The 15,935-nt window shown below is 28.1% G+C and carries 16 protein-coding genes; 1 reads left to right on the forward strand and 15 read right to left on the reverse strand.

Features of this window, described 5'->3' with window-relative positions:
- Nucleotides 1–2: 2 nt before the first annotated feature.
- The 14 genes from AACT_RS05695 to AACT_RS05760 all read right to left on the reverse strand — a co-directional run bounded on the left by AACT_RS05695 (nucleotide 3) and on the right by AACT_RS05760 (nucleotide 14,410).
- Nucleotides 3–683, reverse strand: a complete 681-nt coding sequence (locus AACT_RS05695) for a YggS family pyridoxal phosphate-dependent enzyme (protein WP_172125799.1) — start codon at nucleotides 681–683, stop codon at nucleotides 3–5.
- A 10-nt stretch (nucleotides 684–693) separates the two neighbouring features.
- Nucleotides 694–1,752, reverse strand: a complete 1,059-nt coding sequence (gene rseP, locus AACT_RS05700; protein WP_172125801.1) for an RIP metalloprotease RseP — start codon at nucleotides 1,750–1,752, stop codon at nucleotides 694–696.
- A gap of 9 nt (nucleotides 1,753–1,761) precedes the next feature.
- Nucleotides 1,762–2,304, reverse strand: a complete 543-nt coding sequence (pgsA, locus tag AACT_RS05705) for a CDP-diacylglycerol--glycerol-3-phosphate 3-phosphatidyltransferase (RefSeq protein ID WP_172125803.1) — start codon at nucleotides 2,302–2,304, stop codon at nucleotides 1,762–1,764.
- Entirely contained in the window at nucleotides 2,304–3,083 is a 780-nt protein-coding gene (locus tag AACT_RS05710) for an enoyl-ACP reductase (RefSeq protein ID WP_172125805.1), read from the reverse strand. The genes pgsA and AACT_RS05710 overlap by 1 nt, the downstream gene beginning before the upstream one ends.
- Nucleotides 3,083–3,970 (reverse strand): 4-hydroxy-tetrahydrodipicolinate synthase, encoded by an 888-nt coding sequence (gene dapA, locus AACT_RS05715; RefSeq protein WP_172125807.1) that lies wholly within the window; start codon nucleotides 3,968–3,970, stop codon nucleotides 3,083–3,085. The genes AACT_RS05710 and dapA overlap by 1 nt, the downstream gene beginning before the upstream one ends.
- A gap of 2 nt (nucleotides 3,971–3,972) precedes the next feature.
- Nucleotides 3,973–4,440 (reverse strand): globin domain-containing protein, encoded by a 468-nt coding sequence (locus tag AACT_RS05720; RefSeq protein WP_172125809.1) that lies wholly within the window; start codon nucleotides 4,438–4,440, stop codon nucleotides 3,973–3,975.
- Nucleotides 4,440–5,783 (reverse strand): M16 family metallopeptidase, encoded by a 1,344-nt coding sequence (locus AACT_RS05725; protein WP_172125811.1) that lies wholly within the window; start codon nucleotides 5,781–5,783, stop codon nucleotides 4,440–4,442. The genes AACT_RS05720 and AACT_RS05725 overlap by 1 nt, the downstream gene beginning before the upstream one ends.
- A 12-nt stretch (nucleotides 5,784–5,795) precedes the next feature.
- Nucleotides 5,796–6,854, reverse strand: a complete 1,059-nt coding sequence (locus tag AACT_RS05730) for a quinone-dependent dihydroorotate dehydrogenase (RefSeq protein ID WP_172125813.1) — start codon at nucleotides 6,852–6,854, stop codon at nucleotides 5,796–5,798.
- Between the two features lie 85 nt (nucleotides 6,855–6,939).
- Nucleotides 6,940–8,649, reverse strand: a complete 1,710-nt coding sequence (locus AACT_RS05735; RefSeq protein ID WP_172125815.1) for an ABC transporter ATP-binding protein — start codon at nucleotides 8,647–8,649, stop codon at nucleotides 6,940–6,942.
- Between the two features lie 88 nt (nucleotides 8,650–8,737).
- Nucleotides 8,738–10,039, reverse strand: coding sequence for a murein biosynthesis integral membrane protein MurJ (gene murJ / locus AACT_RS05740; protein WP_172125817.1), 1,302 nt, complete (start codon nucleotides 10,037–10,039; stop codon nucleotides 8,738–8,740).
- Nucleotides 10,039–11,622: an endonuclease/exonuclease/phosphatase family protein gene (locus AACT_RS05745; protein WP_172125819.1), complete on the reverse strand. Its 1,584-nt coding sequence runs from the start codon at nucleotides 11,620–11,622 to the stop codon at nucleotides 10,039–10,041. Before AACT_RS05745 ends, murJ begins: the two co-directional genes overlap by 1 nt.
- Nucleotides 11,623–11,686: 64 nt before the next feature.
- Nucleotides 11,687–12,337, reverse strand: a complete 651-nt coding sequence (locus AACT_RS05750) for a ferritin family protein (RefSeq protein WP_172125821.1) — start codon at nucleotides 12,335–12,337, stop codon at nucleotides 11,687–11,689.
- A gap of 58 nt (nucleotides 12,338–12,395) precedes the next feature.
- Entirely contained in the window at nucleotides 12,396–13,058 is a 663-nt protein-coding gene (locus AACT_RS05755) for a ferritin family protein (protein WP_172125823.1), read from the reverse strand.
- A 320-nt stretch (nucleotides 13,059–13,378) separates the two neighbouring features.
- A complete protein-coding gene (locus AACT_RS05760) occupies nucleotides 13,379–14,410 on the reverse strand; it encodes an IS5 family transposase (RefSeq protein ID WP_172125441.1) in 1,032 nt (343 codons plus the stop codon).
- A gap of 199 nt (nucleotides 14,411–14,609) precedes the next feature.
- Here AACT_RS05760 and AACT_RS05765 point away from each other — a divergent pair, with 199 nt between their 5' ends.
- A complete protein-coding gene (locus AACT_RS05765; protein ID WP_172125825.1) occupies nucleotides 14,610–15,014 on the forward strand; it encodes a Fur family transcriptional regulator in 405 nt (134 codons plus the stop codon).
- Between the two features lie 3 nt (nucleotides 15,015–15,017).
- Here the strand turns inward: AACT_RS05765 and AACT_RS05770 are convergent, their stop codons facing one another.
- Nucleotides 15,018–15,935, reverse strand: a complete 918-nt coding sequence (locus tag AACT_RS05770; protein ID WP_172125827.1) for a calcium/sodium antiporter — start codon at nucleotides 15,933–15,935, stop codon at nucleotides 15,018–15,020.

A 15,935-nucleotide genomic window follows, 5' to 3' on the forward strand; every position in this document is an offset into this window, starting at 1 on the left:
CCCTAGTCTTTAAATAAAGTTGATCCAACTCTTATCATATTTGAACCACATGTAATTGCTAATTCATAATCTGAACTCATTCCCATAGAACAATATTTTGCTCCAAATGGTACTAATTCATCATATATTTTTTTAGTAGTTTTAAATGAATCTTTTATAACTTTTTCATCTTCAACATGTGCTCCAATACTCATAACACCTTTTAATCTAATATTAGGACAAGTTTCAAGTATTTGTTTATAAATTTCAACAGCATTTTCTGGCATTACACCTGATTTAGTATTTTCATAAGCTGAGTTTATTTGAAGTAGGGCATTTAGTTTTTTGTTTTTTGCTTCTAGTTTTTTATTTAGTTCTTGGGCTAAATCTAAACTATCAAGGGATTGAACTAATGTTGGATTTAAATCAATAAGATTATTGATTTTATTTTTTTGTAAAGTTCCTACAAAATGCCATTCAATTGGTAGATTTTCTAGTGCTTCCATCTTTTCTTTTAAGTCTTGCACTTTATTTTCACCAAAAGCTCTTTGACCTGCATTATAAAGTGTTTCTACATCATCTTTACTTGAATATTTAGATATACCAATAATTTTTACTATATGGTGCTCAGAGATTCTAAGTCTTGCACCTTCTACTTTTGTAATAATTTCATCTAAATTTTTAGTTGCTGTTTGTTTATTCATATTTATTACCTTAATTATTTAAAAAGATTCTATTAATATCATTGTATATTCCAAGAATCATTAGACTTCCTAGTATTACCCAACCTGCAATTGTTAGAAATAAAAACACTTGATCACTTGGTTTTCTTTTTGTAATCATTTCATAAAGATTAAACATAATATGCCCACCATCAAGCGCAGGAATTGGAAGAAGATTTAAAACTCCAAGATTAACTGATATTAAAGCTGTTATTGCAAATAAAGCGATGATAGATGATTCACTTGCATCTGAAATAACTTTACCAATAGTAATAACTCCACCAACTTCAGAGCTTGGAATTACACCTTGAATTAGTTTTTGAACACCTTGAAAAATCATAGTTGAAGCAAAAATAGTTTTTTCATAGGCATAAACTAGTGATTCACTAAAAGATAATTCTAGATTTATTATTTTCCCTGATGGTGAAATTCCAATCATTCTTTTTTTGATTTTTTCTTTAAACATATTTTCACTATCTGAAACTTCTGGATTTATAGTTTTTGCTATAATTTCTCCATCTCTTTTAATAAAGAATTTTAAAGCACCTTGGGTACTTACAATTGTTTTACCTATTTCATCCCATGATTTTATATCAGTATCATTGATTCTTAATATTTCATCATTTGCTTGAATTCCAGCTAGAAATGCAGGTGAGTTTTCTTGTACAGTTCCTACTTGTGCAGACCATGTAGTTGCACCCATCACAGCTATTGAAAAGTATAAAATTGCTGCTAAAATAAAGTTCGCTGCTGGACCTGCAAAAAGAATAATAATTCTTTGCCAAGGTTTTTTAGTATTATATGAGTCATCACCTGATTCAACTAAAGCAGGATTAGAATCATCTTGTCCTTTCATTTTTACATATCCACCAAGGGGAATTAATGCAATTTGCCAAGTAGTTCCCATCCAATATTTAGAATAAAGTTGTTTACCAAAACCTATTGAAAATACATGAACTTTTACACCAAAATAACGAGCTGCTAAAAAGTGTCCTAATTCATGGAAGAAAACTAAAAATGATAAAACAAGTAAAAAAGTAATAGTACCCAAAAGAAGCCTTTAATTTTTGAAATAATCTCTTGTATATTCATATCCTGAATATATAGTTAAAATTACAGCTAACCATAAAAGTTCAGTTGCAAAGGGCCAATTCATAATTAAAAAACCAATAGCAATCATCTGCACTACGGTTTTTATTTTTCCTGCCATTGTAGAAGCTACATTTTTACCTTCACTAACAGCTACAACTCTTAGTCCAGTTATAAAAAATTCTCTTGAAAGTATTAAAAAAACAGCCCAAGCTGATGCTCTATTTATTACCATTAGTCCTAAAAAACCTGCAAGAACTAACATCTTATCAGCAAGGGGATCTAAAATACCACCAAGTTTTGTCATTTTATTCCAAGATCTTGCAATAAAACCATCGAAGAAGTCTGTTATAGAAGCAATAACAAAGATAAGTCCAGCAAAATAGTCTAGCCATGAAGGATGCCATGAAGAAAAGATAGAGTTATCTCTATCTATAAAAAACCATAGCATTAGCGGCGCTAATGCTATTCTAAAAAGTGCTAATAAATTAGGAAGATTTAGTGCTTTTGACATTATCTAAATGTTGTCCCACCATCAACTATTAAAGTATGACCTGTAATCCAAGACGCATCACTTGTACATAAAAAATAACATGATTGTGCTAAATCTTCAGGTTGACCAATTCTATTTAATGGAGAATATTCAGCAGTTTTTGCTTTAACTTCTTCATAGTTTGTAAATGCTTTAAGAGCATCAGTATCAATAGGACCACCTGAAACTGCATTTACTCTAATTCCAAATTCACCAAGTTCATTTGCTGCATATCTAACCATTGCCTCAACAGCTGCTTTATTTGTTCCATGTCCAGCATAGTTTTCAATATATACTAAATTTCCAGTTGATGATAATGAAACAATAGCTCCACCACCAATTTTTTGCATTCTTTTTGCAGCTTGTTGTGCTCCACAAACAAATGCATTTACAGTTGCAGTATAAATATTATTTAATCCTCTTGGTTTTAGTTTCATAAATTTACCATATCCACCAACAACTGCACGTCCGTAAATCATTGCATTTGAAATAAAGAAGTCAACTCTATCAAAATCTTTATCGATTTCTTCAAATAATTCTTTATATTTTTCTGGTTCTAAAATATTAAAAGGGTATGCTTTACATTTTACATTATATTTTTCTTCAACATCTTTACAGATATCTTCTGCAAACTGTTGATTTGAATTATATGTGAAAGCAACATTAATTCCATTACTTGCAAATTTATAAACACATTCTTTTCCGATACCTTTTGTACCACCAGAAATAACTAAAGTTTTACCCGACATTACATTGCTCATTATTTTATTACCTCATATTTTATTAAAGTTTCTTCTAGTTTTTTCATGCTCTCTTTACTTGGAGCTGTTAATGGAAGTCTGTATTCCAATGTATCTAATAAACCTGCTATATACATAGCAGCTTTAATGGGAATTGGATTACTTTCACAGAAAAGAACAGAGTTTAGTGCATATAAATCTTCATTGATTTTTCTAGCACTTTCTAAATTTCCTGCGAATACATCATGAACTAATTTAGATTTTAAATTAGGAAGAATATTTGATGTTACAGAAATTATTCCTTTTGCACCATTTACTAACATTGGAAAATCAATTGCATCATCACCTGAAACAACAATGAAATCTTTTCTTTGAGAAAGTAGAGCAATTGATCGCTCTAAACTTCCTGTAGCTTCTTTTACTGCATAAATATTTTTCACATCATCAAAAAGTTTAATAGTTGTTGCTGTTTCTAAATCAACAGATGTTCTTCCTGGAACATTATAAAGCATAAATGGAATCTCTACTGCATTTGCAATGGCTTTAAAGTGTTGATATAAACCCTCTTGAGTTGGTTTATTGTAATATGGTGTAATAGATAAAATTGCATCAGCACCAACATCTTGAGCATGTTTAGCTAATTCACAAGCTTCTAATGTTGAATTAGATCCAGCACCTGCAATTACTTTTACTCCTGTGCCTTTACAAGCTGCAACGGCAACTTCAATACACTGCTTATGTTCATTAAATGATAAAGTAGCACTTTCTCCTGTTGTCCCTACAGGAACAACTGCATCTATTCCTTGTGCAATTTGTCTTTTTATTAATGATTCATATTTTTCTAAATCAACTTGTCCATTTTTAAATGGTGTTATAAGTGCAGTCATAGCACCCGTTATAATTTCCATATTCATCCTTTTTTAACTACTAAATCTTCTAATTCTTGTCTTTCATCAACATTTACAGTATGTTTTGAAAATACTTCTAAAAAATCCCAAAAACTTTGTTTTGCCTCATCAGAAATATCCACTTTTCTCAAAACTTCTTCCATACAACCTAACCATTCTCGTCTAGCTTTTTCAGTTATTGAAAATTGTTCATGGGTTTTTAACATATCAAAATGCCCAACAGCATTTGTATAGTGTTTTTCTCCACCACAAGCTTCAATAAAAAACTTTACATTATGAGCTTTTATCTTATCAAGTTCTTTTTCATCCTGTGGAAAAAAATTACCAATATCACTATCAGCTACTAAATCATAAAAATCACTAAATAGTTTTTTTAATTTTTCTTCACCCATCTCTTCTAAAAAAATAGGTTTAGGATAATCAAAACTAGGTTTATCTCCAAAATTCGTTTTGCTAACGCTGTAATGCATTATTTTTCTTCTTTTTTCAAAATAACTGTTGTTGAATTACTTTTAATTAAATATTTATTTGCAACTTTAATCAAATCATCTTTAGTAAGTTTTGCTACATTTTCTTCATAATTTAGAAGAGGTTTAATATTGTCTCTTACTAAGTATGAACCATATAATGAAGCAACCTCTGTTGAGCTTTCAAGTGAAAAAATAAAATCTGCTTTTGTATTTATTTTAAGCTTATCAATATCTTTTTGAGATACTTCACCTTTTTTGATTTGCGCAATTGTATCTAAAATTTCATTTTCAATTTCTTTAGCATCAACACCTTCATTTGCAACAGCCATAAACATAAAGATTCCAGGGTCTTTAAGCTCCATATTATAGGCATAGATAGTATTTACTAATCTTTTCTCATCAATTAACTTTTTTTGTAATATTGAGCTTTTACCTGAACTTAAAAGTTCACTAAGTGCAGAAAGTGCAACTTGATCTTCGTGTTCAAAGTTTGGAATATGGTAAGTTATTGCTAACATTTCAACTTGTGAATCTTTATTTATTATAACTCTTTTTTCACCATCTTGTTTTGGTTCAACAGTGTGAATAAGAGCTGGAACCTCTTTTTTGTTTTTTATCTCTTTAAAATGTTTTTCAACAGATGCAAAAACTTTATTTTCGTCAATATCTCCTGCAACTACAACAATTGCATTTTTTGGTTGATAATAAGTACTATGGAAATCTTTTATATCTTCAATTGTCCAATTTTTAATATCACTCATAAATCCAATTGGTGTCCAATGGTATGGATGGTAGATATAAGCATTGTTAAATAGCCTGAATTGTAAATATCCCATAGGATTATTATCTGTTCTCCATCTTCTTTCTTCTGCTACTACATCACGTTCTGGTTGAAATTCTTCATCTTTTAGTGTTAAGTTTTCCATTAAGTCTGCAAATAATTCTAAAGATTTATCCATATTTTTAGAAGCAGATTTTATATAATAATGTGTATAGTCAAATGATGTTGAGGCATTATTCATACCACCAAATCCTTTTACTATCTCATCAAACTCTCCAGCTTCTAAATTTTTTGTAGATTTGAAATTTAAATGCTCAAGCATATGGGCAATTCCACTTTTCCCCATTATTTCATTTCTACTTCCTACTTTATAAAAAACATCAGTTGAAATAACTCCTGAATTGTTTTTCATAGGAATTGCTACGATTTCTAAACCATTTTCTAAAGTTTTTGTATGATATTTTGGTAAGTTACTACTCATTAATTCTCCCGAAATTATTATTAATAATGAAAATTGAATAGCGAATGTTTTGAAATATTTATTAATTTTTGTACTATTCATTTTTGTTCCTTTTTATTTTAAATTAGCCCCAATAGCTTCACTTATATTTGAATACCCATCTTTTGCCATTAATTCTAAAATCTCTTCGTTGATTTTTCTAACCATTGAAGGACCTTCAAAAATTAGTGCTGAATATGATTGTACAAGTGTAGCGCCATTTTTTATTCTTTCGTAAGCTTCTGCTCCTGTTGATATTCCACCAACTGAGATTAAAACTGTCTTCCCAAACAATTCTTTACCTAATTCTTTAAATAAATCTCCAGATTTTTGTGTTAAACAAGCACCTGAAAGTCCACCAAAACTTTGGCAATTAGGAACTAGTGAATAATCTATTGTCGTATTAGTAGCAATAATTCCAGCAGCACCGGCATTTATTGCACTGTAGCATAAATTAATAGCCATTTGTACTTCCATATCTGGAGCAATTTTCAATAAAATTGGTTTTTCTGTTAATTCTCTTGCCATTGTAAAAAGTTCTGTAATAAACTTTTCATTTTGTAAATCTCTTAAATTTGGAGTATTTGGACTAGAAATATTTATTACTAAATAATCACTTGTCTCTTCAAATTTTTTGATCAAGCTTTTGTAATCACTTAATGCAAACTCTTCTGGAGTTGTTTTATTTTTCCCAATATTCGCACCAATTGGAATATCAAAAGGATAAACTTTTTTTAAGTTCTTTAAAACTTTGTGTGCACCTTTGTTATTGAATCCCATTGCATTTTGAACTGATTTAAATTCAGGGTATCTAAACATTCTAGGTTTTGCATTTCCATCTTGTGGTTTTGGAGTCATTGTTCCAATTTCTGTAAAACCAAATCCTAAAGATTGCATAGCTTTTATCATTGTTGCATTTTTATCAAAACCTGCTGCTAGTCCAACTGGATTTGCAAAAGTAACTCCAAAAACTTTTTGAGTTAGTTTAGGATCTGTAATATAATTTTTCTTTTGCATATATGCTTTTGCAATTTTGCATTTTCCTAATACTCTAAGACCATATTCTGCGATATTATGTGCAGTTTCTGGGTCAAACTTAAATAAGATTTTTTTTAGTGAGTCATAGCTAAACAATATTTATCCCTTTATTTAAAATTATAATATTTTATCTAAAAATCATTAAATATTGGTTTTAATGGTTTTTACAGTTAAAATATAATTATATATTTGCTGAATTATACAATCTTTGATACTCATTACATGAAGATAAAAGTTCATTTTCTGTACCAATTGACAAGATCTCACCATTTTTAAATACTGCTATTTTATTTGCATTTTTTATAGTACTTAATCTGTGAGCTATTATAAATGTAATTCTATCTATACTTACTTCTTTTATTACTTCACTTATTATTGATTCGCTTTTATTATCAAGTGCAGAAGTAGCCTCATCAAGAATCAATATTTTTGGGTTTTTATACAAAGCCCTTGCAATTGCAATTCTTTGTCTCTGACCTCCACTAAGATTTGTTCCAAACTCATCTAATACTGTATTAATACCTTTTTTCATTTGCATAACAAAATCATAGGCATGGGCTTGTTTTAAAACTTCAATAACTCTAATTTCATCTATTTCATATCCATAGGCTACGTTTGATGCAATTGTATCATTAAAAATATAAACCCTTTGGGTTACTATTGATATATTTTCTCTTAATGATTTTATATCAAATTCTTTGATTGAATTACTATTTAATAAGATTTTTCCATTTGTAGTGTCATAAAATCTAATAATTAAATTTATTAAAGAAGATTTTCCTCCACCACTATCTCCCACAAGAGCTATTGTTTCACCTTTTGATGCTTCTAAATTTATATTGTTTAATGCTGTAAAGTCATCATATTTTAAGCTAACATCTTTAAAAGTAATTTTATTTATATCTTTTGGGCATGATAATTCACCTGATAATATACTTGCTTTTTGTGAGAAAATATCATTTATTCTTTCATTTGCAGCAAGGGCATCTTGCATTTTATTATATAAAGAAGATAATTTTTTAATAGGAGTATAAAGCATAAATAAAGCTGCTACAAATGAAGTAAATGTTCCTGTTGTTAGCTCACCATCAATTACTTTTGAACCACCTACAATAATAACAGCAGCAAAGGCAAAAGAACCTATTATTTCCATTACAGGAGATACTAATTCATTTGTTTTTACAGCTTTCATATTGTATTTAAAGAAAATCATATTATGAATTGAAAATTTATTCGCTTCTATTTTTTCCGTTGAATTTGCTTTTATTATCTCAATATTATTAAAAGATTCACTTAAACTTGATGTAATATCTGAGTTACTCTCTTGTGATCTAAAAGATAGTTTCTTCATTTTTTTTGCTAATAAAGATAAAGGATAAATAGCAAGGGGAAGTACTACTAATCCATAGAATGCAAGTTCAGGTGAATGATAAATTACAAGACCTATTAATCCTACGATTGTTAGGGATTCTCTAATAAATTCAGCAACAGTATTTGAAACAGCTTGTTGTATTCTATTTATATCATTTGTAATTCTACTTACTAGTTCTCCCCCATGTTTTTTTTGAAAAAAGTTCATATCTAAAGTTAAAACATGAGAAAAAAGTTTATCTCTTACTATTCTTGTAATATCTTGTCCAATAAAAGAGATATAGTAAGCTTGAATATATCTTCCAAAACCTTTTGCTGAATATAATGCAACAATAATAAAAGGCATCATGTATAACATATTCTCATCTTTGTTTATGAAAATATCATCTAACAAAGGTTGAATTACATAAGCTGTCCCTGAAGTTGATGCTGATACTAAGATAATTCCAATAAATGAGAAAAAAAATTGAAGTTTGTAGTTTTTATAATAGGGTGCATATTGTTTAAAAAAATCTTTCATCTAAATCCTAATTAAATATTTATAAAACTTGGATTATAGCCAATAGTTACTAAATATAGCTAAATTTACAATGTATAAAAAGTATAAATTACTTTTTATACATTGTGATGAATTTATTAAAACCAAATGCTTTAATAGTCAGAAAAAATAGAATAAACCCACTTAATGTGCTAGCAAAAGCAAGTCCAGCAGCTCCATAAGGTTTTATTAAAATTAAAGAGAAAACTATATTCCAAGCTAAACTTTTCATAGATATTTTTGCTGATAAGTATTGTTGTTCATTTGCATATAACCACAAAGAAAATATTTTTGCCAAACCAAAAGGTAAAAGTCCCATAAGATACATTGTTAAGATTAATGCAGTATTTTGTGTATCAACACTATTAAATGCACCTCTTTCAAATAAAAGTTTTACAATAAACTCATTAAATACAATTCCAATTAACATGGATGTTGATAATACAGCAAATAAAATCAAAGATGATTTTTTCATTAAATGTAAAGCTCTATTTTCATCTTTGTTTTTTATAGCTTTTGCTATCATTGGGAATAATGCAATTGAAGTTGCTATTGCAAATATGGCAAGAGGAAGCTGAAAAACTCTATTTGCATAATATAAATATGAAATTGAACCACTTATTAAAAATGATGCTAACCATGTATCTATAAATGCAGATAAGTGAAGTGTTGAAGAACCTAAAGTTGCAGAAAAGAAGTTCTTATAAAATTTGTTTTCTTCTTTTTTCTTATGTTTCTTAAAGTGAAATATTTTACACAAATTAGCTTTTTTAATAGAGTATAAATGAACTAGTACCTGTAGCATTCCTCCAACAATTACCCCATATGATAAATAAAATGTAATCTCATATTCATCTTTACCTTTTGCAATTAAAAGTGCAGCTATCATTCCTAAATTCAAAAGAGCAGTTGAGTAAGCACTTGTTGCAAAATGGTGTTTATATTGTAATAAAGCAGCCATAAATGTTACTGTAAAGATTATTGGCAAATAATAAAAATTTATAGCAAATAATGGAGCCGCTAAATCAATAGTTTCTTGTGTAAATCCTATTGCAAAAGCTTTTGCAACAAAATGTGAAAACATACTTACTATTAAAGATAATATAATTAAAAAACCAAATAGCTGTAAAAAAATCATTGATGAAAATCTAATTTTATGTTTTGATTTTGCATATGAAGGAATAAAAGCTTGTGTGAAAGCTCCATCTGCAAATACACTTCTAAATAAATTAGGCAATTTAAATGCAATAAAAAATATATCTGAATATATATTAGCACCTAAAATTGATGCTGTTAATAAATCTCGAACAAAACCTAAAACCCTTGAAACTAAAATTCCTGAACTATTTGTAAAAATTGACTTGATTAACATTAAAATCCTACTTTAAAATCTGATTGTTTATGAATTATAATTTGCATATTTCCCCTATATGAAGCTAGTTGAGCATTTAAAATTGTGATTTTATCACCATCTTTTGGCAATAACTTTTTATCTTTTGAATAAATTTTAATATATTTATTATCATTTACATAAAGCTTTGAGTTTTTCATTACTCCTTTTAGATTTGTAATAATCTCATTTTCATATTTAAAATCAAGAATATCTATACTATTTGCATCTAAATATAAATCTTTATAATTAGCTATTTCTTTTATTTCATCTAAAACTACAAAATCTTTTATCTCTTTTAATCCATAGTAATCATATATTTGATTAATTTGAAGATTGTATGAGTGTCCAAGTTTTAGATTTTGAGCATTTTGGTAGATATAAATTGCTCTATCGTTTTGCCTTTTTATTATTGCTTTTTCATTATCTTTATAAATTACAATTACATTATTTATTGTAAGAGGTTCTATTAGTTTCTCTTTTTTATATAAATCTGAAATAGAGTTTATTTCATTTGTATTATTCTCTACTTGGATTTTTTTTAGTATATTTGTATCTTCTTTTTTTATTGAAAATTTTGCATAAATAGGAAGATGATCTGAAAAGCCAATTCCTTTGTGGATTTTATCATACTTTTTACCACTCATTTCCCATCTAATTACATCATTGTTTTTATATAGATAATCTGCTTTAAAAACTTTAAATGATTTAGGAATATAAGAAACCCTTTTTGTATCAAATAAAGCAGGGGATAAGATAATACTATCAGGTGTATTATTTTGTCTTCTAAATTTTGTTGAAAATCTTTCATTTGTAGGAAGATCAAGCCATAAATTAAAGTGAACTCTTTTATCATAATTTAAAATATCATCATAAGTTATAAACTTATTTTCATAAGTTGTATTTAAAATTTGATTTATTCCTGTAATTGAAGAACTGTTATTTAATTTTTGATTGTTTCTAAATGTTTGATATTCATTGTAGTTAGAATTAAAATCACCTAATAAAATATAGTCATAATCTTTTGGCAGTTGAATTAATCTATCTTGTAGAGTTTTTGCATATTTTATTCTATAACTTTCAGGTGCTGCTTTTGAAGGCCAGTGATTATTAAAAACTTTGAATTCTATATTTTCATTAGAAAAAGTTGTTTCTAGTATGGGTCTGTAGAGTCTTTTAGTAAATTTTACATCAATATTTTTATTGTTTTTAATCTCTATTTTAGATAGAAATCCTACCCCAACAGCAGAATCTGGGTACTTAATAAATGAATAATATGTATATTTTGGAAGTTTACTTGAAAGTAGTTTCATTAAATCTCTATTTTCGATTTCTTGAAGAGCTATAATATCTGCATCTATGTCATTTATAACTTTTAATAAATTGTTTAATTTAATATTGAAATTTCTTTGATTCCATTGATTTTTTGTATTGGGTATAAATTCACTATATTCACTATTGTCTTTTTTTAAATCAAAAAAGTTTTCAACATTGTAGCTAGCTATTGTTATATTATTTGCATTTAATGAGATTGAAAATATTAATAAAATTAGATATTTGAACAAAATAGAATATCTCCGATAAATTTTTTTGTTATATTATCGAAGATATTATGTTTAAGAGGTTAAACTATTTTTTTGCGTTTAATCTTGATTGGTATTCTAATGGATGTTTACAAACAGGACAAACTTTAAGAGCTTTTTTACCTCTGTGAACATGTCCACAAACTTCACAAATCCACTCTTCTTCTTCATCACTAACATGTTCTTTTCCAGAATCTAATCGGTGTTTTAAACTTTTATACATATTTTCATGTTCGATTTCGATTTTTCCAATCATATCTAACATTCTTGCAATATCACCATGACCTTCTTCTTTTGCAACTTTTGCAAATTCTGGATACATAGTAACATTTTCATAAGATTCACCATCAATTGCATATTGAAGATTTTCACTTGTATTGCCAAACTCTTTGTCATAATTTAAAACATTATAAGCTTTTAATTCAAGCTTAGCATGCATTTTTTCATTATTAGCAGCTCTTTGGAAATGCTCAGCAATATCTCTAAAACCTTCTTTTTGAGCAATTTTTGCAAAATATTCATATTTATTTCTAGCCATTGACTCGCCTGCAAAAGCTTTCATTAAAACTACAGATGTTAAATCTTTTGTTATCATTTCCATAGCTTGACCACAGCAGTGTAGTTCTCCACCACCTACATTTTGTACTTCTACCACGTTTCCACATTTGTTACATTTATAAGACTGATATTGTTTCATATTTTTTCTCCTTTATGAATTATTATTCACATTCTAACATAATATTATTTAATGAAATTTAACCAGCAGTAATATCTTTTGGTTTTTTCTTGAAATACTCTTTTTCAACTGCACATAAAGGACAAGCTTTAGGTGGTTTTTTACCTCTATGAACATGTCCACAAACTTCACATACCCATTCTTCTTCTTCATCTGATTCTAAGAACCCTTCATCAATTAAAGCTTGTTTTAATTCTAAATACTCTTTTTCATGCTCAACTTCAACTTTTCCAATAGCTTTAAACATTCTTGCTATTTCTTTTAAACCTTCCTCTTTTGCTATTGCTTCAAAGTTTGGGTACATCTCTTCATGTTCATATTTTTCACCATCAGCTGCGTATTGGATATTGTTTTTTGTTGAGTTTAATTCTATATTGTGTACCAATTTATTGTATGCTTTAAACTCAGCAATTGCATGGTATTTTTCATTTTCAGCAGCTTCATTAAAAAATCTTGCGATTTTATGAAAACCTTCATCAAAAGCAATTTGTGCAAAAAATTCATATTTATTTCTAGCTTGTGATTCACCTGCAAAGGCTTTCATTAAATTTACAGCAGTTAAATTTTCTGTTATCATTTCCATTTCATTTCCACAGCAAGATAATTTTGCGTTTGTTCCTGTTACTTGTACTTCTACTTCACATCCACATGTGTTACATTTATAAGTTTCATATTGTTTCATTTTTCATTTTCCTTAAGCATTATTTTTATTATTGGATAATTTTTATCCTTTGAAGTATTGTAATATATTAAAACTTAAAAGAAAATTATTCTCCATTAATAAAATTTATGCTATAATAATTCTACGGAACATATATTTAATATATATAGTTTATGTAGAAATAAATATTAAGGGAACCTCTAAAAATACCTTTTAAAGCTCCCAACTTTTACTTTTTTTGATTTTTAAAAAATCTCAGCCCAATTCTAACTGAACTTTACTAAGAATTTTGTGGAAATCACCCTAATATTTTGGATATTTCATCCATTTCCCAACTCTTTTCATATCAATTTTACCTTTTGTAATCTAACCATCTGTTCGTATCTGACTAAGTTGTAGGTAAGGTTCGTAAGTCCTATTGTGGACTTTATCCTATCTATTCCAATTGAGAGAAGATTAAGTGCATTATGCATTTGAGTTGTAAGTGTTCCAAATATATGTTCAACTCTTACTCTTGTTTTAGAGTGTTTATAATTTTCTTTATGCTGGGCATTGGTTAAGGGTTTGTTTCTGTAGGCTCTTTTGATAACTTTTGATTTCACATTTTTACTTTCGAGATATTGCTCAGTCTCTTCAGATTTATAAGCACTATCAGCATAGAGGGTATTATCATCTCCATCTATCAAATCTTTAACCACTTGTGAATCATGGGTTGAAGCTGGCGTCACTTCATATTTAGTGATAATTTTAGTTTTCTGATCTGAGGCTACATGATCTTTATATCCATATTCTCTTTGACCTCCTTTTGTTGTCCATCTTGCATCACAATCTTTTTGAGCTTTTTTATTTGGATTGTCTTCAAAGCTTTGTGGCATTTTATCCTCTTTGATTTGTTTATTTTCATCTCTTGTATTTCTTTGTTTGGGTACATTTACAAATGAAGCATCAACGATTGTCCCCTCTTTGGCAACTATTCCATTTGAGATAAGTTTAGAGGTAAATAGTTCAAATAATTTTTTGGATAAACCTTTCTCTTTTAGTTGCTCTTTAAACAACCATATAGTCTTTTCATCTGGTACATCATCACCGATTTGCAATCCTAAAAAATCTAAAAATGATAATCTATCTTTGATCTGAAATTCTGTTTGTTCATCTGAAAGATTATAATATCGTTGAAGTATTAAAATTTTAAACATTAGCAATTTATCGTATGGCTTTCTTCCTGCATTTGACTTTCTATCCTCTTTTTCTAAAGCTGATTCAATTGTTTCTCTAAACATCTCCCAATCAATAATCTTGTTTAGTTTTTGTAGCGGTGGTTGATGTTTATTGATTTTTTCCAATTGAAATTCGTAGTCAAATAGTCCTGCCATTTTTTAACCTTTGTACCTATATTTATATAGATATTTTAGCTAAAAAGTCCTACAAAAAGCCTTACATAAAGGGTTTTGTCGCTTTATTGCAAAGTATACATCATCAGTGATTTTATGAATATTTTCAATTTTTATGAATATTGACTAATTTTTAGAGGTGCCCTTAAAATAGTATTATTCCACGAAAGAAGAGGACATTATGAATAATTATACAAATTTATTAAAAGAATATGATTTAAAAGTTACTCCTCAAAGAGTAGCAATAGTTGAAGAACTTTTTAAAAATGGGCATATGAATATTGATGATTTATATAAAAAATTATTATCAAAATTCCCATCTGTATCATTAGCAACAATTTATAAGAACATAAATGCAATGGTAGAAAAAGTTTTTCTTTCAGAGGTAAAAATACCAAACTCAAAATCAGTTTATGAGTTAGTTAAAACAGAGCATGCACACTTAGTTTGTTCATGTTGTGGAGCTATTGAAGATATAATGCTTGATCCATCAAGTATTATAAATGAAGTTTCAACTTTAAGCTCTTTTAAAATTGACTCAACAAATATCGTTTTAAGTGGTATTTGTCCTAAATGTACAAAATAGTCTTTATAGACTATTTTGTATTACTAATCCTAAAACTACAAGCAAAGCAATCCCTGCTGATTTATTATAAAGTTTGTTAGCTGTTATAAATACCAACATCAAAGAGACAATAAAAGCTGCACTTATATCAAATAAATAGCTATTGAAATCTACATTTAGTGGATTTATAATTGAAGATAATCCTAAAACCATAGTAAAGTTTGCTACATTTGAGCCTATTATGTTTCCTATTGCTAAATCAGCATTATTATTTATCGCTGATTTTACTGAGATTATAAGTTCTGGTAAAGAAGTACCAAATGCAACTAAAAATAATCCTATTATCCATTCACTTATTCCAAAACCTCTTGCTATATTTCCTGCACTATCAATAGCAAAATTTGCTCCAACAATTACAAAAATAAAACCAATCAAAAGTAGGACAAGTGTTTTAATCCAATTGAATTTATCTTTTGATAAATCTTCATCAGATTGTTCAATACTATTTGAGTTTATCAAAAATAGTAAATAAGCTCCCATCATACAAATAAATAAAATACCATCAAACATTGATATTCTTCCATCTATTCCCATTAGTATAAATATTAAAATAGGAAAAATAGACCAAGCTGAATCTTTTGCGAATAAATCTCTTTTGGGTTCAATGTTTTTTGCAAGTAAAAATACAAGTCCTAACACAAGTGAGATATTAAATATCGTACTTCCAATAACATTTGCAACTGCAATATCTGCACTTCCTTTTGCCGATGCTGACATTGAAACAGCCATTTCAGGAAGACTTGTTCCAACTGCAACTAATGTAGCTCCTATTACAAAGCTTGATATATTAAAATGAAGAGCGATTCTTTCACTTTCTTTTATCACAAAATCAGCTCCATATATTAAAGCTGCCATTGCAATAATAAATATTAAAAAATCCAT

Origin of the sequence: Arcobacter acticola, assembly GCF_013177675.1 — a bacterium.
Lineage (GTDB): Bacteria > Campylobacterota > Campylobacteria > Campylobacterales > Arcobacteraceae > Aliarcobacter > Aliarcobacter acticola.